Here is an 18,703-nt window from a genome sequence, read left to right as displayed (position 1 = left end):
AGCTGCAACGCCCCTGTCCCTTCCGGCCCTTCCTCGTTCCAGCGACATAGCAGCTCCGCCAGTCCCTGGGCCTGAACCTTGAGGGCCGCCAGTTCTTCCCGGCTGCCTTTCTCGCCGTGAAACACCGGGAGTTTGCGCATGGACTGGACCAGCTCGTGATCCGGAGACTGCATTCTTTTGACTTCCAGCGTCCAACGGATGTGATGAACGATCATGTGGAAAAAGGCCAGCCGCGTCGCCAGTGAATAAGGACCGTCATCCTCGTTGAACTGATTGAAGTCCAGGCTTGCCAGCACGGCTTCGCGGGCATTCTCTGCCACCTTGATAGTGGCGCTGCGCGGCGTGCCCAGCAGCATGGAAAGGGTGCCGAAGACTTCACCGGGAGAAACGTAATAAAGTGGCGTGTCGCCGGCATGCTCCGAGAGCACTTCCAGTTGCCCCCGCAACAGGAAATACAAGGTGGAATCCACATCCCCGGCACGAATAACCGTGTCACCGGAACCTGCCACCCACAGGCGCGTATTGCGCTCCAGATGCGCGAATTCATGCTGATCGTCGCGGGCAATTTCATTGAAAAACGGCACACCGGACAACAACTGCCGGATTCGTTGCTGGCCGAAGTCATTATTATTGGCCTGCTCCATCTACTATCCCCAGGTCTGATGGAATTCTTAGCGAAGAACCTGACCCCGTGCGAATTAACACGAACATCCACAACGGATCAGCAACTCTCTGCAGTATGCTAGTACCGGCGTCCTCACAGGGCAACGTTATCCTCCCCAAACAGCCATAAACCGGCGCCCAACAACTGTTCAAATAGCACTGTTCATATTATCAGTACCTATGCTAGCATCGGTTTTGTAGCACTGTTTGTCAGCCTCGGCTGACAACCCGGTTAGCCATAAGCGTCAATGACGCCCGGGCATGGAACCGAAAACCTGCGGGAAACATGGAGAAGGTTATGAGCAGCAAACTCACCGATCGCCAGCAACAGGTGCTGGACTGTATCCGCGAATGCATAGCCGATACCGGTATGGCGCCGACTCGCGCGGAAATTGCCGACATCATGGGCTTCCAGTCCAAGAACGCCGCCTCTGACCATCTGAGAGCTCTGGAGCGCAAAGGCTTCATAAAACTCCACAGTGACCGCTCCCGCGGGATTCAGTTACTCGACAATGCGTTCTGGTCTGAAGAAGAACTACCGGTAGTGGGCAAGGTAGCAGCCGGGGTCCCCATCGAGGCAATCGAAAATGTGGAGCGCACAGTTCCCGTGCCCCAGGGGCTGTTCAAGCAGCGGCCGACCTACCTGTTAAAAGTACAGGGCGACAGCATGATCGAGGCAGGTATTTTCGATGGCGACCTGATTGCCGTACGTAAATCCAACGTGGCCCGCTCCGGCGAAATCGTGGTAGCCCGCATTGACGAAGAAGTCACAGTGAAGACCCTAAAGTTGAACAAATCCAGCGCTACCCTGCTACCGGCCAATGAGGCGTATGAGCCCATCAAGGTGCCGGCGGATCAGTTGATCATCGAGGGTATTTTTGTGGGGCTGATCCGTGATCCGAATTCTTACTAGTGCCATTCTGCTATTGATGAGTGCCGTCGCCATGTCCGATACGCATCTGCTCGCCCCCTGCCCGAATTCGCCCAACTGCGTGTCCAGCCTGGCAACCGATGAGGACCGCCGGGTCGCTCCACTGAAGGTCGCACAAACCCGCCAGGCAAGCATGGTCCGCCTGCAGGCACTGTTACGCCAGTTACCCCGGGTTGAATTCGACGTGGTCGGTCAGTCCCGCATTCAGGCCCGCTTCTCCAGTCGCCTGCTTCGCTTCGTGGATGATGTGACTTTTTATGTCCGTGAAGATGGCATGGTAGAAGTACGGTCCGCATCCCGGGTGGGTTACTGGGATTTAGGTGCCAACCGCCGTCGGGTAGAATCCCTGCGCGAACAACTGGCGGAGCAGGCCCCTGATGACAGCACCTCACAACACTACCCTCAACACGGCTCCCGTTCATTGGGCTGATATCGGCGTCAACCTGACCGACAAGCAGTTCCAGGACGATCGCGACCAGGTACTGGCACGCGCCCGCTCCGCCGGGGTGACCTGGCAATTGCTCACCGGTACCAATGTGGAAGAATCCCGCCAGGCCATAGCGCTGGCAAGTCAACACGACGATTTGTTTGCCACTGCCGGCCTGCACCCCCATAGCGCCCGCTTCTACTCGCCGGCGCTGGAAAATGAACTGCGTGAACTACTGGGACAGCAGCGCGTAAAAGCCGCCGGCGAGATGGGGCTGGACTTCAATCGAGACTTTTCCCCGCGTTCCGACCAGGAGCACGCCTTCGAGGCCCAGCTGGCACTGGCAGTGGAGCATAAGCTACCGGTGTTTCTCCATGAACGTGATGCCCATGAACGCTTCGCGCCCATCCTGAAAGCCTATCGTGATCACCTTGTGGGTGCCGTAGTGCATTGCTTTACCGGTTCCCGCGAGGCACTTTTCGATTATCTGGACCTGGATTGCCATATCGGCATTACCGGCTGGGTCTGTGATGAGCGCCGGGGCAAGCCGCTGGCAGAGCTGGTGCACAATATTCCGGATAACCGACTGTTGCTGGAAACCGATGCCCCCTATCTGCTGCCGCGGGATCTACCGGAACCGCCCCCGAAGAAGCGACGCAATGAACCTTCATTGCTGCCTTGGATCGGTAAACGGGTAGCGAGTTTGCGGGGGCAGGATGTGGCCCAGGTGGCGGGCATGACGAGTGAAAACGCGCGAGCGCTGTTCAGATAAGCAAACCAGACCTCGTTGGAGCTTTGCTCGCAAAGCGAAGCTTCCCGAGAGAGGGAACTGCACCAAGCCTTCGCCTTGCGAGCAAGGCTCCAACAGATCAGGCCTGGCTTCTCCAGTGAAAGCGCACCCGTAGAGGCGGGATCACCTCCCCTTCCGGCTGGCCAACCATTTCCGCGTGGGCGGAATGATGCAGCAGATGGGCCGTGCCAGTGGACAGGGTCTGGAGCTGGTTATTGGCGTGTTCGGGGCCGTTGAAGCGCATGACCTTACCGCTGTCATCGGCCACCCAGTACCAGGTATCACCGAAGCGGACCTTGACGGTGCAGACGGACAGGCAGGCTGAGAAGATCTCAACCTCATCGGCTTTGCGCTTGTGTAGTTTCTTCGGGCTGATGGTTTCCATGTGAGCAATAATGGCTCCACGGCTGTGAAGCCCGCATCAATCACTCAACCTGCCAGAAATTGCTGCACATCCAGCAGACCAAAAGGCCAACCCAGCTCTCGCCCCTCCTTCATCAACACGGGAATGCGTTCGCCGTATCGCGCCAGCAACTCATCATCCTCAGCCACATCAACCAGCGTCAGCGTGATATCCGGTGCCACCGTGGACACCAGCTCCCGGGCCTGTTCACAGAGATGGCAGCCCACCGTGGTGTAAAGCACTACACTCATCAGTCCTCCACATGCCGAATGGCATAGCAGACATGAATCCTGTCATTCCGGCGGAAGTCCTCCGGGATGCTCCAGCGGGTAATATCGTCTACCTGATACCACTTGCTGATACTCGGGTCGAGTTCGAAACGGCGGTAGTTGCAGGAAAAATACAGCACCCCGCCCGGCTCCAGCCGGCGCATGATCTTGCGGATCAGCTCGCCATGGTGCTCTTCCACCACGAAGTCACTGCGCGACTTGTTGTTGGAAAAGGTGGGCGGATCACAGAACACCAGATCAAACTGCTCCTGGCATTCGTCCAGCCAGCGCATGGTATCGGCGCGCACCAACTCGTGCTGGTCGGTGGAGAACCCGTTGGCCGCCAGATTGCAGGCCGCCCATTCCAGGTAGCGCTTGGAGGCATCCACGGTGACCGTGCGTTTGGCGCCCCCCACCGCTGCGTGCACAGTGGCTGAGCCGGTGTAGGCAAACAGGTTAAGGAAGCGCTTACCGCTGGCTTCCTCGGCAATCTTCAGCCGCGTGGGCCTATGATCCAGAAACAGGCCGGTGTCCAGATAGTCCTGCAGGTTGATAAGCAACTGTGCCTGCCCTTCCCGCACCAGCCGGTAACGCCCCTGGCCATCCAGCTTCTGATACTGCTGGTTGCCTTTCTGGCGCTCACGGGTGCGCAGATGCACCTGCTCCCGGTGCACGCCCAGGGCGGCGCGCACGGCGGTTACCGCCAGATCCCGACGATGCTTGGCCTTTTCCGGATCAACCGTTTTCGGCGCCTTGAACTCCTGCACCAGCACCTGATCGCCGTAGATGTCCACTGCCACATTGAACTCGGGCAAATCCCGGTCGTAGAGGCGATAACACTGGATATCTTCCCGCTCCAGCCAGCGGCGCAGGTGCTTGCCATTCTTGCGCAGGCGATTGACCAGCGGTTGCGCCCCTTCCGGCACCTCAAAGGCGGATGACTCTGCGATGGTCACCACCTCCACCGGGGCCGGCTGGCGAGAGTGATACAGGCGAATGAAGTTGTTGAACGGCCCGTTCTTCAGTCGCCACTGGCTCTGCAGATCCATGCCGGAGCGATCCATGACTTCCGCATCGGCTCCCAGCAACACCGCCTGCCAGTTCGGCGCCAGCCTGGCCAGCAAACGACCCAGGGCAAAATGCAGCCAGCCGGCCTGTTGCTGTTCATCCAGACGCTCGCCCCAGGGCGGGTTGGCAACCAGCAAGCCCTGATCGGCAAAATCCCGGGGACGCAGGGCACCCAGTTCACGGCGCTCGAAGTGAATTGCCTGGCGGACACCGGCCCGCTCCGCATTCTGCTGGGCCAGCTGGATAGCCCGGCCATCCACATCAAATCCCTTCAGGGCCATCTCCGGCAGCGGCTGGCGGACGCTTTCTGCGGCCTCCTCCATAGCTTCCTGCCAGAGCTGACGACGACAACCGCGCCACTGCTGAAAACCGTAGTGCTTGCGCTGGGCCCCGGCCGCCCAGCCAGCGGCAATCTGCGCGGCTTCGATCAGCAGGGTGCCGGAGCCACAGAACGGATCCATCAGCGCCGCCGGATGATTGCCCCGGCGCCAACCGGCGGCCCACAGCATGGCTGCAGCCAGGGTTTCACGCAGGGGCGCCCGCCCCCCGGCCAGCCGGTAACCGCGCCGGTGCAGCGGATCACCGGCCAGATCCAGCCACAGGTGCGCTTCGTTGGGGTCCAGCCGGGCTCGGATACAGCAACTGCCACGGGCATCCCGGGATACCGTGAACTGCGGTGGCAACGCCTGAATAAACCGCTTGGTGCTGATGCGGTTATCACCACGCACCCCCACCCCGTGCTCCAGATGGATATGCAGGGGCGCATCATTGCCCACCAGCGCCAGCCAGTCCTGGCTGGCGGCCAGCTTTTCCGGGGCGATATCCGGGGTCACCCCCAGTGTCGCCAGGGACAACAGCACCCGCTCGGCAAGCCGCGACCATAGACAGACCCGGAGGGCATCTGCGGTACCACCGGTAAACGCCACATGGGCCCGGCCGGTTTCTGTTACCGATATCCCCAGTGACGACAGTTCATCGGCCAGCAACTCGGCAATACCGGGCATGCTGGTGGCCACAAATTCCATTACTGATACCTCGTAAGTGACTGTTTTATGCGCAACGAAAAAATTAACTATTTAACTTTCAATGCGTTACACAAACTGTCATCAAGCTGCCCTTTATACGTCATATGCTTAACAAGCACGAACCATATTGCTACATGATATTCGACACTACCCCAGCGCTTTCCCATACTGAAATGGTCGACCCCGATAACTGGCCTTGTTCTCTGCCAGGGGTCTTTTTCAATACCGCTATCTGTGAAAGGGAAAGCGTCTATGAAGCGACAAAAAAGAAACAAAGACGACCGCGCCTACAGCCGGGGATACAACGCCGGCCTGGATGGAAAATCCCGTGAAGAATGCCCATTTGGCACCCTCAGTGCACGTACCAACTGGATGGGCGGCTGGCGCGAAGGTCGCACGGATTTCGCACAAGGAATGCTGGGGGTCTCCAGTATTCAGAACCTGAAAAATATCGGCTAACACCTTAACCCAGTTCAACACCGCGCCGGCGCGTCAAGTGCCGACCCACAGGGCCCCTCCCGGGCCCTTTTTAATTTTCGCATCGCGCCACAGCGCCTGATGCCAAGCCGGAAAATCATATTTCACCACAGAGGACACAGAGCTCACTGAGGAAGAACATTTTAACTCTGCGTTCTCTGTGACCTCTGTGGTAAAAATTTAACTGCTGCCAGAACAGCTGGGGCCTATAACCCTTTCGGCCAGGCCCGGGCGATATCACCGATCAGCCCCGGTCCCTGGTAAATCAGGCCGCTGTAGATCTGTACCAGATCGGCACCCAGGCGCTGCTTCTCCAGTGCATCTGCAGCGCTGTTGATGCCGCCCACTCCGATAATCGGAATTCGCCCTTTCAGGGTCTCGCTCATGGTAGCCAGAGCCTGGTTGGCGATGGGTTTGAGGGGGGCGCCGCTGAGGCCGCCCTGTTCATCGCCCCTGGGCAGACCCTGCACCCCTTCCCGGGACAGGGTGGTGTTGCCCACGCAAACGCCATCGATGCCGTGCTGGACAAAGGCTTCGCCCATGGCGCGCAGCTCTTCTTCGCTGTTGTCCGGGGCAATCTTGATCACCAGCGGTACGCGGCGGCGATGCTGCTGGTCCAGCCGGGTCTGGGCTTCGCGCAAGGTCCCCAGCAATTCATTCAGCGCATCACCATGCTGCAAGCTACGCAGGCCCGGGGTATTCGGCGAAGAGACGTTCACCACCAGATAGGAGGCATAGGCGTGGACCTTCTGCTGGCAGCTCAGGTAATCCTGCACCGCATCTTCCACCGGGGTGTCCTTGTTCTTGCCAATATTGATGCCCAGCACACCTTTGTAGCGGCTCTGTTTGACCGCACCGACCAGATAATCCACCCCGAGATTATTGAAGCCCATGCGGTTGATCAGCGCCTCGGCCCTGGGCAGGCGAAACAGCCGCGGCTGGGGGTTACCCGGTTGCGGGCGTGGCGTGACCGTACCCACCTCGATAAAGCCAAAGCCAAGATCTGCCAGACCGTCAATGCAATCACCATTCTTGTCCAGGCCCGCTGCCAGGCCCACCGGATTGGGGAACTCGATGCCCATCACCTCCCGTGGCGAAGCCGGTACGTTTCCCGGCCACAACTTGCCGGCCCGCTTACGCAGCATGGCCAGAGTCAGTTCATGGGCATGTTCTTCAGACAGGGAAAACAACAGGGGGCGAGCAAGGGAGTACAGCATGGGACAACCCGGATTGTGATAATGGCCGGCATTATAGCCAAGCTACCCGGTCACTTCGATGTTTTGTGTCGGACAGCGCTTGGGATACAGGTTCGCAGTGCCGCTATCCAGACGCCGGTTTGGCGGCAAGCTTCGCTTTGCGAGCAACGCTCCAACCCAGTCGGCTGGCTTACCGCCTGGTTCGCCCTCCGATAAAAAAAGCCCGGCGGAGCCGGGCTTAAAAATAACCAACAGAAACCAGCGCGTCAGTTAGCTCTACTGACGACCATGACCAGCCTCTGGCTTGAGCAGGAAAGCACCCAGCGCAGGCAGCAGCCACAGGGCGCCGATCATGTTCCAGAGGAACATGAAGGTGAGCAGGATACCCATATCCGCCTGGAATTTGATGGAGCTGAACGCCCAGAAGATCACGCCCACCGCCAGGGTGATACCTGTAAAGGCCACCGCCTTGCCGGTAGTCTTGAGGGTTTCCCGGTAGGCAGACTCCAGGTCCATCCCCTGTTTCAGGTAGTGGGCCAGCTTGCTGTAGATATAAATACCGTAATCCACACCAATACCCACACCCAATGCAATCACTGGCAGGGTGGCCACTTTCACACCGATACCCAGATGCGCCATCAGCGCCTGGCAAAGGATGGATGTCAGTCCCAGAGGCACGATGATACAGATCACCGCACGAATGGAGCGGAAGGCAATCAACACCAGAATGGATACCACCGCGTACACCAGCGCCAGCATGGGATACTGGTTGGCCTCGATGGTCTGGTTGGTAGCGGCTTCCACACCGGCATTACCTGACGCCAGCTTGAACTCGATGACCTCTTCGTTATTACGTTTTTCGGCAAAATCCGCCACCGCGGCGGTAACGCGATCCAGGGTTTCTGCCTTGTGGTCATCCAGGAACACGTATACCGGCGCCAGGGAACAGTCCAGATTGTAGAGGCTGTCAGGCATGAAGCTCATGACGTTGTTGAGCGCATACTGATCCCGTGAAATGGTGGCCCACTTCAGAGAGCCCTCATTCATGTTGGTAGCGATCAGCTTGGTGGCGGAGGCGATACTGACCACATCCTGCACGCCTTCCACACTGCGCAGGGTCCAGGACAAATCGTCCACGGTCTCCATGGCCGGGTAGGTATTACAGGACTCCACCGGCGTTTTCCCCATCACCACCAGCACATCCGCGCTGACGGAATAATTGGACACCAGGAAGTTCACGTCATGGTTATAGCGATAGCGGGGCTTGGGCTCATAACCGCGCGGGCAATCCATCTCTTCACACGGGTCCGGCCACAGTTCCGGCGCGCCCTTGTCCAGGTCACCGATTTTGAGATCCTGACTCATGTAGATGCCTACCCCGTAACCGGCTACGGCTATCACAATGGAAATGGCCGCCAGGGGTTTACGGGTAAAGCGGGCAAACAGCCCCGCCAGTGGGTGCTCTTTCTTGTCACCAGCCTGGATCTTGCGCACGGCAGCACCGCTCACACCCAGATAGGACAGCACCGTCGGCACCACAAGCAGGTTGGTGATAATGATCACGGCAACCCCGATACTGGCAGCCATGGCCAGTTCGCGGATCACACCCACATCGATGATATAGAGCGTCAGGAAACCGATGGCATCGGAAACCAGCGCCACCATGCCGGGCACATACAGAGACTGGAACGTATTGCGTGCTGCATCCAGCGGGGTTTGCCCTTCTGCAGCATAGTTGGCCAGGGTATTGACGATTTGCACGCCGTGGGAGACTGCAATGGCAAACACCAGAAACGGCACCAGCATGGAGTATGGGTCAATGGTGAAACCCAGGGTACTGACAATACCGAGCTGCCAGATGACCGCCACGAAGGAGCACACTGTCACCGTCATGGCACTGCGCAAACAGCGGGTATCGATGAGCAACAGTACCGCGATCAGGGCCAGGGTGAAGAAGAAGAACATGGCGACTTCTTCTGCCGCAGCCATCACATCGCCGGCTTTTTTGGCCAGACCGACGATATGTATGCGGACATTGGGATACTTGTCCTGGTAGGTCCGGCGGATCTCTTCCAGACGGGCGGACAAGGCGGGAATATCTACACCGTTTTCGCCCAGAGCATCCAGCAAATGCGCATGCACTACGCTGGATTGGAAATTATCCGCAACCAATCGGCCTACCTGGCCCGAACGCAGAACATTGGTGCGCAGATCTTCCAGGCTGGCCTCGCTGCCATCGTAACCAGCGGGAATCACCTCACCGCCCTGGAAGCCCTGTTCGGTTACCTCGTTCCAGCGCACATTACTGGTCCAGAGCGAACTGATCTTGCTCGGATCCACGCCATCAAGGGCAAACACCTCATCGGTGATTTCCTTGAGTGCAGTCATATACTGCGCATTGAAGATATCGTCGCTTTGCGTTTCGGCAACGATGACACGCACATCGTTACCCAGACTCATATCATCCTTGTGTTCCAGGAAGTTCTGGATATAGGGATGGCCCAACGGGACCATTTTCCGGATATCCGTGTTGAGCTGAATCTTGCTGGCCTGCAGGCCCAGAAAGACAGTCGCTGCCACGAACAGCAGCAGGACGACGGGACGAATGGAGAACAGCCCGTTGGCAATGGTTTTGGAAATACGACCTGACATGCTGTGCCCCTTATTTCACGTCTTCAATCACACGCACCCCACCCTGGCCGGCGATCAGAACGCCGCCCTTTTTCCTGGGCAAGACTGCGGAGATGGATTCACGGTCCGGAAGGAACCGCAGGGAGAAGGTTTGACCACCATCATGGCTGGTGAGAATGCCGCCGGCATTGGTGACCAGCACCACCGTGCCGTCCTCCAGCACCGTGCCATCATTCACACCACGGGTCAGCTTGCTGGGCACCTTGACCCAGCTGCTGCCACGATTGGCGGTTAACCACACATTGCCTTGCAGGCCGTAAACCAGCACCTGATAGTCGGAAATCGGGGTTGCCCCGAACAGGGTTCCGTCATAGGGACTGCTCAACGCTTCCCAATTCTCGCCCTTGTCCGCGGAACGAAAGATGACGCCTTTTTCACCAACCAGATAATGGTCGCTGCTCGCCGGCGCTGCCGCGTAACCGTAAAGGTGCCAGCCATCATTGTTGCTCAGCGCATTGCTGCGCTTGTTCCAGGTATCCCCTCCATTTGAGGTCTCCAGGTAATACCCATAACCACCAACCGCCACAGCCCTGTCCCGGCTTTCGCAGTGGACATCCAGCAGCGGCGCACCGGAAGTATCAACCGGAGCCGCTGCGGTCTCCTCGTAGGGATCGTCACTGTAGAGGTCGTCGCCGTAGGCGTCGTCTTCGTAGGGGTCACCATAGATATCGTCCATGGACAGATCGTCCAGCTCTTCATCCACGGTGTCACTGTCATCACTGCCGCCCAGCGGATCGCTGTATTGCAGTGTCCAGCTTTCCCCGCCATCGCGGGTGCCGAGCACCACGGCATCGTGGCCGACAGCCCAGCCGTTGCGGGCGTCAGCGAAACAGACCGCTGTCAGAAGGACTTCTTCAGGCGTCTTGGCCGCCTGCCAGTGCTCTCCCTGATCATCGGAGTAAAGAATTTTGCCACGGTCACCCACCGCCACAATCCGGCCACCGGCATCAGCCAGGTCCAGATAGTTGTTGGCAGTCACCAGCGGCGACTTGTTATCGATAAACTGTGCCTGCAAAGGGGCAGACAGCATGGCTGCAGTAGCCAGCAGAAGTGTTTTTCTCATTGTCCCATCTCTTCCCGAAGGCTCGTATGCCGAGCCGAGTGCAAAACGACCGGGGGCCATGGGCGTCCCGGTCGCGTTGCCAGAGCTGCCGTTAAACGGTCAGCCTTTTCTTGTCATTACCGTCCACGGCGGCGCAGGGCGGCCGGATGGAAATAACGATCATCCGGTACCGGCTGGCTGTAATCCAGAATGGACGGCTCTTCGTTATCCAGGAACTGTACGTGGTACCGCTGGGCCCGCAGATCGTGGAAGGTATCCAAAGCGGTCCACTGGGTCGGTACCTCGTAGTAGTTCTTGATATAGGCCAGGCTCACACGCCACAGCTCATCACGACGGTCGTACTGGTCGATGGCGGCAATCTGCCAGGAATCCGCATCAATGTAGAAACGACGCTTCTCGTAGATATGGCGCTCACCTTCCTTCAGGTTGGCTTCCACGACCCATACGCGGTGTAGTTCCCAACGCTGGTAGTCCGGGTTTACGTGGCCCTGTTGCAGCAGGGTTTCGTATTTCACATCCGGGCTGTCCATCTTGTAGTTGTTGTAGGGAATAAACATTTCCACCGGCTTTTCATGGACCAGCTTCCAGTTGTACTTGTCCGGGGCACCGTTATACATATCGGTGTCATCGGCGGTACGCAGGCCGTCGGCTGCAGCGATCGGGGTGTCGTAGGCCAGGTTGGGAGCACGACGAACACGACGCTGGCCGGCGTTGTAACCCCAGGCCTGACGCGGCATTTTCTTCTGGTCGAGCATTTCATGAACCAGCACCGCCCCACCGGCCAGACGTGCCGGCGCCTTGGTGAAGGACAGGTAGTAGAAAATGATGTTGTCCAGGCTGTCGAAGTTGTACTTGGGATCGTAGTAACGGAAGTACACTTCCTGCTGAGAGGTGATCAGGGAGTAGGCACCGTTACGCTGCACCGCCACTTCCGAAGCACGACGTACCACGTACAGACCTCGCCAACGCAGGATATGGTTCCAGATCGCCTGCAGGGCCTTGTCTTCGTTGCTGCCACTCAGAATCGGGAAAGGAATCCCGCCGAAGGCATTGTTAACGCCAGTTTCTGCCAATGAAGCCTTGGTAGCATTGCTCTTGGTATTGTCGTAAACCCATTGCGGTGCGGAGGTAGAGCGACGGCTCGGGTAGACATTGAGTTTGAAAGTATCCGGGTAGGTTTTCAGCATACCCTGCACACCCTCAGGCACCTTGTCCGCATACTTGGACAGGTTCTGGGCGGTGATGGTGAACACTACCTTGTCATTTTTGAAAGGGTCCGGGTGGTGCTGGCCGGGGCGGGTATATTCCTTGGGGATATCCTTCTTCTGGATACCACCGGTCCAGTCCGGAATGCCAAGGCCAGTGGAAACGGCTTTCCCGTTACCTTTGACGTCAGCCCCGAACGGAGTCAGGGATTTACCCAACTTTGCCGCTTCTTGCGCGGACACGGCAGCCTGCACATTGGCCGCTACGCTCAGTGACAGCGCAAGCGCGCTGCCCATGGCGGTCAATTTCTTCAACATGATTGCTCTCCGAATAAACGGGCCGGAAACCCGGCCCGGAAAAAATTAAAAAGAGTACTTAACAGAAACCGAAGCGTTGTTCCGGTCCGCCAGCTTGTTGGAATATTTGGCGCCCCAGAAGCTGGTGGCAGACATGCCCACTTCCAGGTTGTTCAGGTACACAAAATCCAGCCCCAGTGTGGCGGCCTTGCGGTCTTCCATGAAGTTACCACCGATCGGGGAGTTGCCGTTCACATCGTGGGCAATCCGCACGCTCGGGCTCATGGAAATACCGGCGAAAATATTGTTGTAATCCGCCTTCAGGACCGCACGATAACCCCAGGATGTGTCATCCAGATTATATTTATTGGGATCATCCGGGCTCAGGATCTGGGCCTCGGAACCAAGAATGGCGGCAGTGGAGTTATATTCCAGTTCCGGGTTTTCCAGGCCTTCGATGTGCTCAACGCCAAGTTCAAGCAGCGCGATCAAACCATCGGTTCCCCAGGTCGGTCCGAAGTTGAAAATGCTGACCAGGGAGCCGTTATAGCTTTCCACTTCGTCGTAGAAGTAATAGAGCTGACCTTCCTGCACCGCCGTGTTGGAACTCAGGCAGCTACCACCAAGCTCTGCCCGCACACAGTGCGGAGTCAGATCACCCAGGGTTGGGGCCGGATTTGCTGCTGCACCTGCCAGAGACTGGATCAGGTTGTCGCCGATTTCATTGATAATGGCACGCTCGGGCCGGTAAGCCAGTTCGCCCGCCAGAGACATGGTGCCGACGACAGTGTTGAAGCTGGCACCGAACATGTCCTGGTCTTCCACATAGGCCATCTGGTATTCAGTGGTGTCGATGGTTTCCGGAACACCCGCCAGCCCTGAGGTGTTGATCTTGTTGATGCGCGAACCCACCACAGGGGTACGTGCATGAGTGCGGGTATAGTAAAGCGCGAATTCGGTACCATTCAGGGCTTCGGCAAAATAACGATAGGCCAAACCAAACTGGCCATTATCCTTCGCGTCTTCATCACGAATCCGATCAACCGTTACCTGAGTGGCTTCATACTCGTAGCCAGGACCAAACTGGGCGGTGTAGGCAGCAAACGCATTTTCCAGACCCGGTGCGCCAGCCCCCAGAGCGACGACACGGCCATCAATAATCACGTTGTCAGCACCCCTGCCCGGGAATGCATCATGAGTGGAGAAGTAGGTCCCCGCCGGCGCATCTTCCGAGTTTTCCCACTCGAACTGGTAGAAACCTTCCAGTGTGGCGTTAAAGGTCAACCCGTAGGAAAAGTACAAGCTGTCCAGCGGTAGCAGGGCTTCCTTGATTTCGGAGCCAGGCAAACGCAGCGCATTGAGGTCGAAGTAGTTGGCAGTATTCACACCACCTTGCATGAACAGGGCTTCGCCCCAGTTGATCACCTGCTGCCCCAGACGTACGTTCAGGGGTTTCTCGAACAGGTCGAAACTCCCCCAGACATAGGCATCCAGCATACGGGCACGCTGGCCAGCATAACGCTCTGCATCACTGTTGAAATCGTCACCGATACCATTGTTGGCATAATCGGAATATGTGGCATAACGGGTAAACCCGTTACCCGGCACGAAGGGGCCCGATTTCATGAGGGCACCACCATCATGATCACCGCCCATAATCTGCTGATCATGGAACGCTGTGGCGCGAACAAACATGCCATAACGCCCCTGCCAGTTCAGCTCCATCTCCGGGGTAATCTTGTAGACCAGAGACGCCAGCCCCGTGTCAAAGTTGTTGTTGGCATCGTTCTTGTTGACCTGGGCTCCATAACCTTTGAGGGTCATGTCAACCACATCTTCGTTGGCCGCCAACATCCGGTCCTGCCCTTCTGTGCGGAACAACGCACCCACAGACAGAGCGGTATCCAGTCGACCGGACCAGTCAGGATTATCGAATTGAAGCTGAACCGCAGAGGCAGGAATTGACAAGCTGGTAAGGGCTGCAGCACCAGCAACAGCCATCGCTAACCTGGTTTTGCGCAGGGGATTATTATTCATGTAGCTCTCCGAATTGCCATGCATGGCTTTATTGTTCTTGCCTGGGTCACGGCTTCTCCCATTGCGACATCGGTCCCATCATTCTCTCCGATGCACACCGCCACCCAGACTAAGTCTTAATTCTTACATATCGGGACCAAAAAGAAATCCCCCCTCAGTGTACATTTAACGACCAGCCAGTCATCACTATTTTGTGCATTCCAGGGGCTGCCCGACAATCAGGCCCCCAGTATGCGCCCTAGAACCTCGCCCAAATTATCCGAGGCCTGCTTTTTGACCCCCTGCAAGGCATTTTGCAGCTGCCCACGGCGGCCAGGCTCCAGCTTCGCCATACGCGCGGCCGCGTTGGCCAGTCGAGCAGCAATCTGAGGGTTAATCCTGTCGAGTCGGGTCAGTGCCGCAGCAAACAGACGATACCCTTCCCCGTCGGGGGAATGGAAAGCCGACGGATTGCCATTGGCCAGAGTGCCCACCAGGGCCCGCACCCGATTCGGAACGGTCCAGTCAAAAGCAGAATGCGCCATCAATTCCTCTATTCTGGGCAGGCTCGCCGGCCCGGGAACGGCAGCCTGAACGGCAAACCACTGATCCATAACCAGGGCTTCATCAGACCAGCGTTCAGCAAACTGGGCCAGCGCCTGATTGGCACCTGCCAGGTTGTAATGCACCAGAATCCGCAGTGCGGCCAGCTCTTCGGTCATGCAAAGTGGCAATTCGAACAGCTCGACAGCCAGGCGCTGCGCCTCCGGATGACCGGACGCCGCCAGGTAATCCAGCGCCAGATTGCGCAACTGGCGACGCCCCATGGCACGGCCATCCATTTCCAGCTCGGTGGCAATCAGATTCTCCGCCAGGGATAGCCAGTGGGTCTGCAGCGCCTTGCCCAGGGCCTTCTTCATGGCTTGGTGGGCCACATGCACACTGCCCGGATCCAGGGGGGAATGTCTGTCCCCCAGAGCCACCTCTCCAGGCAATGACAGCAGCAGAGCGGCCTGGGCAGGATCTTCATCGGCCCGGCCGATCACTTGCTCCAGCACTGGCAGCAGCGTTTGCGCCTCGGCCGCTGCGCTACCCTCCCCCTTCACCAGACGATCCAGTGCAGAGAAATAAAGCCGCTGGGCGGCGCTCCAGCGACAGTAACCATCACTATCGAGGGCCAACAGGCGACACAGCTGATCGTGATCGTAGGCGTAATCCAGCACTACCGGGGCAGAAAAACCGCGCAGCAAGGAAGGCGTAACCGGGCCTGGAGCATCAAAACTGAGGGTCTGTGCTTCCCTGTCGAGAATAATGACTTTCTCCCTGTTTCCCTCAGCATCGAGCGGTAACGGCTCACCGGCCTCATCCAGCAGAGCCAGACGTACCGGGATCATCAGCGGTTGCTTCTCCGCCTGTCCCGGGGTCGGCGGGGTGTGTTGACGGAAAGAGATCTGGTACTCGCCCTCTTTCCAGCCATCGGTCACCGTCAGCACCGGCGTACCTGCCTGGCTGTACCAGCGCTTGAACTGGGTCAGATCCCGGCCAGAGATCTCCTCCATACAGGCGACAAAGTCATCACAGGTGACGGCCTGACCATCAAACCGCTCGAAGTACAGGTCCGTGGCGCGACGAAAATCCTCACTCCCCAACAGGTGATACTGCATGCGGACAATTTCAGCGCCCTTTTCGTAGATCGTCAGGGTGTAGAAATTATCGATTTTCTGGTATTCCGCCGGCCGCACCGGGTGGGCCATGGGCCCCTGATCCTCCGGGAACTGGTGGTTGACCAGAAAGTCCACATTCTCCACCCGCTGAACCGCAGCGGAGTTCATGTCAGCAGAAAACTGCTGGTCGCGAAATACGGTGAAGCCTTCCTTGAGGCTGAGCTGAAACCAGTCCCGACAGGTGACCCGGTTACCCGACCAGTTATGGAAGTATTCATGGGCAACCACGGATTCCACCCGCTGAAAACCGGCATCCGTGGTGGTCGACGGATGGGCCAGCACACAGGCGGTATTGAAGATATTGAGACCCTTGTTTTCCATGGCCCCCATATTGAAGTGGCTTACCGCCACGATCATGTAGATATCCAGGTCGTACTCACGCCCATACGTCTCTTCATCCCAGCGCATGGCATTCTTCAGGGACAGCATGGCGTGATCCAGCTTGTCCAGATCACGGTGCTCGGCGTAAAGCCGCAGCGACACCTGACGACCGGAACTGGTGGTATAGCTGTCTTCCAGGCAGGCCAGATCGCCGGCCACCAACGCAAACAAATAGCAGGGTTTCGGGAATGGATCTTCCCAGGTGACCCAGTGGCGATCGCCCTCCTCGCCTTGATTGACCGGGTTCCCATTGGATAGCAGCAGCGGGTAGCGCTTCTTGTCCGCTCGCACCGTGGTGGTAAACCGGGCCAGTACATCGGGACGGTCCGGAAAGAAGGTAATACGGCGAAAGCCTTCCGCCTCGCACTGGGTGCAGTACATACCATTGGAGCGATACAGCCCCTCCAGTGCGGTATTCTTTTCCGGTTCGATCAACACGACGGACGTCAGCGAGAAGGCCTGTGGAACGCTCTCGATGGTCAACTGATCCTTCTCATAACGATATCGGTCTGCCGCAACGGGTTCGCCATCGATTGCCAGCGACTCCAGGGTCAGACACTCGCCATCCAGAACCAGATCACTGGCACTTTGCTGCGAATTATCCGGATTGCGTCGAAGCTGCAGGGTACTGGTTACCCAAGTCTGGCCATCACGCAGATCTACGTCCAACTGCACATGATCGACAAGAAAAGCGGGCGGGGTGTAGTCAGCCAGGCGGGTGGTTTTTACATCAGCTTGCGGGCTATCCATGGGGGTACTCCAGAACAAAAGACGCAGACAAAAACGACAACACCCCGCTAAGCGGGGTGTTGTGACTATGCCATTTCACGGGCTGGCGGTCAGCCCGTTAATACAGCCATTATGGGGCTTCGATAAAGGGCGCTGCCGTATTGGAGCCATTCGGCGCGGACCCTACAGCGGTTTGAGAGGGTGACAATACAAAACTGGCAACCTGTGTCTGCAATTCTGCGGTCGCCACGTTCTCACCATTGGTAGCCGGCTGACCACTTGCCTCGTTGGGGCGCAACAGGGAAGCATGATGCCCGATGGTAAGATTGACCAGCGCGTTTGCCGCAGAGACATCCGCAAGCCCGGGGCCAACCTGGTTAGCACTCAACAAGGCCGCCAATGGAGTGGTGCCTGCCAGCGGCGCACCAGCAGCACTGTTTGGCACTACCTTATCGGCAGTATAGACCTTGGCATCACCCAGGCCAGACGCGTCACCGCCCCCGACAATCTGCTGTACCAGCACCGGTACGCCAAGCGATCCCAGGGTTTCAGCGAAGTTTACCGGGTCACCGGAATCCACCGCACTCTGTGCCACATACAGGAAGCGTTCAAAGTTGGTGGTACCTTTCTGGACGCCTGCAGCTGCCAGACCTGCCTCTATCACCGGACCAAAGGTCTGGGAGTTGTTCAGGATCTGTGTCAGCTGGCTACCGCCGGCGGAAACCACCAGTCCACCCAAAGGCTTGAGATTGCTGGAAAAACCAACGCTGCCTTCAGCACCAATCGCCATCTGGTTAACGGTGGAGTAAACCGTGCCTACGATACCGCCCAGGGAAGCACCAACAGCCTTTACGTTGCTGGTATCCAGGGTACCCAGACCCGCATTACCCAATGTGGTACTGATGCTGTCGAGACTGGCATTCAGGTTGAGCAGATCCATGACTGACTGGCGCATGTTATCGCGGGTGTTGTTCAGCACCGCCAGATTGATGAACTGCGCCCCAGAACCGCCCGGATCATTGAAATGCCGCTCGGCGGGCGCATCTGCTCCGTAGAGGGCTCCGAAGGGAATTAACGGAGAGCTCTCTACATTAAGCGCCGCGAACTGGCTGCCCGAAGTAACACCATGCAAGGGCAAGTCAACAGCAACGGTGGCCACACACACAGAGGCAAGACTGTGGGCAAGAGCAACCACGGAGGCCCTGTCACTGGTAATGCCGTGGATATAGATAACCACCGGGTAACCAGAGGGGCGAGCCGTCTGGCAATCCAGGCCACCGAAAGCCGGGTTGGAGGGAACATGATCCGGCTCTGGCAAGGTCACCTGCAAAGGCACGGACTCAACGCT

At 57.9% G+C, this 18,703-nt stretch carries 14 protein-coding genes and 1 pseudogene; 4 read left to right on the top strand and 11 right to left on the bottom strand.

Annotation, left to right across the window (positions count from 1 at the left end):
- Positions 1-644: cyclic nucleotide-binding domain-containing protein (locus HUJ17_RS04670; RefSeq protein ID WP_290509582.1), on the bottom strand; the 644-nt coding region annotated here is incomplete at its 3' end.
- Between the two features lie 317 nt (positions 645-961).
- On the opposite strand from HUJ17_RS04670, the gene lexA reads away from it, so the two are divergent.
- Genes lexA through HUJ17_RS04655 form a run of 3 tightly spaced genes read left to right on the top strand, consistent with a single transcriptional unit; the run spans position 962 to position 2,793 of the window.
- Positions 962-1,576: a transcriptional repressor LexA gene (lexA, locus tag HUJ17_RS04665; protein ID WP_062816506.1), complete on the top strand. Its 615-nt coding sequence runs from the start codon at positions 962-964 to the stop codon at positions 1,574-1,576.
- 31 nt (positions 1,577-1,607) lie between these two features.
- Positions 1,608-2,024: a DUF1499 domain-containing protein gene (locus tag HUJ17_RS04660; RefSeq protein ID WP_290509581.1), complete on the top strand. Its 417-nt coding sequence runs from the start codon at positions 1,608-1,610 to the stop codon at positions 2,022-2,024.
- The gene (locus tag HUJ17_RS04655) at positions 1,972-2,793 is read left to right on the top strand and encodes a TatD family hydrolase (protein ID WP_290509580.1); all 822 of its coding nucleotides are present in this window, start codon (positions 1,972-1,974) and stop codon (positions 2,791-2,793) included. The genes HUJ17_RS04660 and HUJ17_RS04655 overlap by 53 nt, the downstream gene beginning before the upstream one ends.
- Before the next feature lie 97 nt (positions 2,794-2,890).
- Here the strand turns inward: HUJ17_RS04655 and HUJ17_RS04650 are convergent, their stop codons facing one another.
- From HUJ17_RS04650 to rlmKL, 3 genes are read right to left on the bottom strand one after another with little or no spacing between them, the layout of a single operon-like run.
- On the bottom strand, positions 2,891-3,196 hold the full coding sequence (locus HUJ17_RS04650; RefSeq protein WP_290509579.1) for a DUF6482 family protein: 306 nt from the start codon (positions 3,194-3,196) through the stop codon (positions 2,891-2,893).
- A gap of 44 nt (positions 3,197-3,240) precedes the next feature.
- On the bottom strand, positions 3,241-3,465 hold the full coding sequence (locus tag HUJ17_RS04645; RefSeq protein ID WP_062816502.1) for a glutaredoxin family protein: 225 nt from the start codon (positions 3,463-3,465) through the stop codon (positions 3,241-3,243).
- A complete protein-coding gene (rlmKL, locus tag HUJ17_RS04640; protein ID WP_290509578.1) occupies positions 3,465-5,576 on the bottom strand; it encodes a bifunctional 23S rRNA (guanine(2069)-N(7))-methyltransferase RlmK/23S rRNA (guanine(2445)-N(2))-methyltransferase RlmL in 2,112 nt (703 codons plus the stop codon). Before rlmKL ends, HUJ17_RS04645 begins: the two co-directional genes overlap by 1 nt.
- Positions 5,577-5,828: 252 nt before the next feature.
- On the opposite strand from rlmKL, the gene rmf reads away from it, so the two are divergent.
- Positions 5,829-6,035, top strand: a complete 207-nt coding sequence (gene rmf / locus HUJ17_RS04635) for a ribosome modulation factor (RefSeq protein WP_062816500.1) — start codon at positions 5,829-5,831, stop codon at positions 6,033-6,035.
- A gap of 224 nt (positions 6,036-6,259) precedes the next feature.
- On the opposite strand, the gene HUJ17_RS04630 is transcribed toward rmf, so the two are convergent.
- The 7 genes and pseudogenes from HUJ17_RS04630 to HUJ17_RS04600 all read right to left on the bottom strand — a co-directional run.
- Complete coding sequence (locus tag HUJ17_RS04630) at positions 6,260-7,270, bottom strand: quinone-dependent dihydroorotate dehydrogenase (protein WP_290509577.1); 1,011 nt, start codon at positions 7,268-7,270, stop codon at positions 6,260-6,262.
- A gap of 255 nt (positions 7,271-7,525) precedes the next feature.
- Positions 7,526-9,901 (bottom strand): efflux RND transporter permease subunit, encoded by a 2,376-nt coding sequence (locus tag HUJ17_RS04625; protein ID WP_290509576.1) that lies wholly within the window; start codon positions 9,899-9,901, stop codon positions 7,526-7,528.
- A gap of 10 nt (positions 9,902-9,911) precedes the next feature.
- On the bottom strand, positions 9,912-11,003 hold the full coding sequence (locus HUJ17_RS04620) for a YCF48-related protein (RefSeq protein WP_290509575.1): 1,092 nt from the start codon (positions 11,001-11,003) through the stop codon (positions 9,912-9,914).
- A gap of 116 nt (positions 11,004-11,119) precedes the next feature.
- Entirely contained in the window at positions 11,120-12,526 is a 1,407-nt protein-coding gene (locus HUJ17_RS04615; RefSeq protein WP_290509574.1) for a DUF1329 domain-containing protein, read from the bottom strand.
- A gap of 45 nt (positions 12,527-12,571) precedes the next feature.
- A complete protein-coding gene (locus HUJ17_RS04610) occupies positions 12,572-14,542 on the bottom strand; it encodes a DUF1302 domain-containing protein (RefSeq protein ID WP_290509573.1) in 1,971 nt (656 codons plus the stop codon).
- Positions 14,543-14,760: 218 nt separating this feature from the next.
- Complete coding sequence (pepN, locus tag HUJ17_RS04605; protein WP_290509572.1) at positions 14,761-17,376, bottom strand: aminopeptidase N; 2,616 nt, start codon at positions 17,374-17,376, stop codon at positions 14,761-14,763.
- 109 nt (positions 17,377-17,485) lie between these two features.
- A pseudogene (locus HUJ17_RS04600) lies at positions 17,486-18,703 on the bottom strand (hypothetical protein); the annotation flags it as partial.

The organism is Alcanivorax sp., assembly GCF_014762765.1.
Lineage (GTDB): Bacteria > Pseudomonadota > Gammaproteobacteria > Pseudomonadales > Alcanivoracaceae > Alcanivorax.
The sequence above is the reverse complement of the archived record's forward strand: the minus strand, read 5'-3'. Positions and strand labels throughout refer to the sequence as shown.

What these genes read in the sequence shown, in the direction of transcription:
- rlmKL (WP_290509578.1), bottom strand. Translation starts at nt 5,576, where the DNA reads ATGGAATTTGTGGCCACCAGCATGCCCGGTATTGCCGAGTTGCTGGCC.
- HUJ17_RS04620 (WP_290509575.1), bottom strand. Translation starts at nt 11,003, where the DNA reads ATGAGAAAAACACTTCTGCTGGCTACTGCAGCCATGCTGTCTGCCCCT.
- HUJ17_RS04610 (WP_290509573.1), bottom strand. Translation starts at nt 14,542, where the DNA reads ATGAATAATAATCCCCTGCGCAAAACCAGGTTAGCGATGGCTGTTGCT.
- pepN (WP_290509572.1), bottom strand. Translation starts at nt 17,376, where the DNA reads ATGGATAGCCCGCAAGCTGATGTAAAAACCACCCGCCTGGCTGACTAC.
- HUJ17_RS04660 (WP_290509581.1), top strand. Translation starts at nt 1,608, where the DNA reads ATGTCCGATACGCATCTGCTCGCCCCCTGCCCGAATTCGCCCAACTGC.
- HUJ17_RS04615 (WP_290509574.1), bottom strand. Translation starts at nt 12,526, where the DNA reads ATGTTGAAGAAATTGACCGCCATGGGCAGCGCGCTTGCGCTGTCACTG.
- lexA (WP_062816506.1), top strand. Translation starts at nt 962, where the DNA reads ATGAGCAGCAAACTCACCGATCGCCAGCAACAGGTGCTGGACTGTATC.
- HUJ17_RS04645 (WP_062816502.1), bottom strand. Translation starts at nt 3,465, where the DNA reads ATGAGTGTAGTGCTTTACACCACGGTGGGCTGCCATCTCTGTGAACAG.
- HUJ17_RS04625 (WP_290509576.1), bottom strand. Translation starts at nt 9,901, where the DNA reads ATGTCAGGTCGTATTTCCAAAACCATTGCCAACGGGCTGTTCTCCATT.
- HUJ17_RS04650 (WP_290509579.1), bottom strand. Translation starts at nt 3,196, where the DNA reads ATGGAAACCATCAGCCCGAAGAAACTACACAAGCGCAAAGCCGATGAG.
- rmf (WP_062816500.1), top strand. Translation starts at nt 5,829, where the DNA reads ATGAAGCGACAAAAAAGAAACAAAGACGACCGCGCCTACAGCCGGGGA.
- HUJ17_RS04630 (WP_290509577.1), bottom strand. Translation starts at nt 7,270, where the DNA reads ATGCTGTACTCCCTTGCTCGCCCCCTGTTGTTTTCCCTGTCTGAAGAA.
- HUJ17_RS04655 (WP_290509580.1), top strand. Translation starts at nt 1,972, where the DNA reads ATGACAGCACCTCACAACACTACCCTCAACACGGCTCCCGTTCATTGG.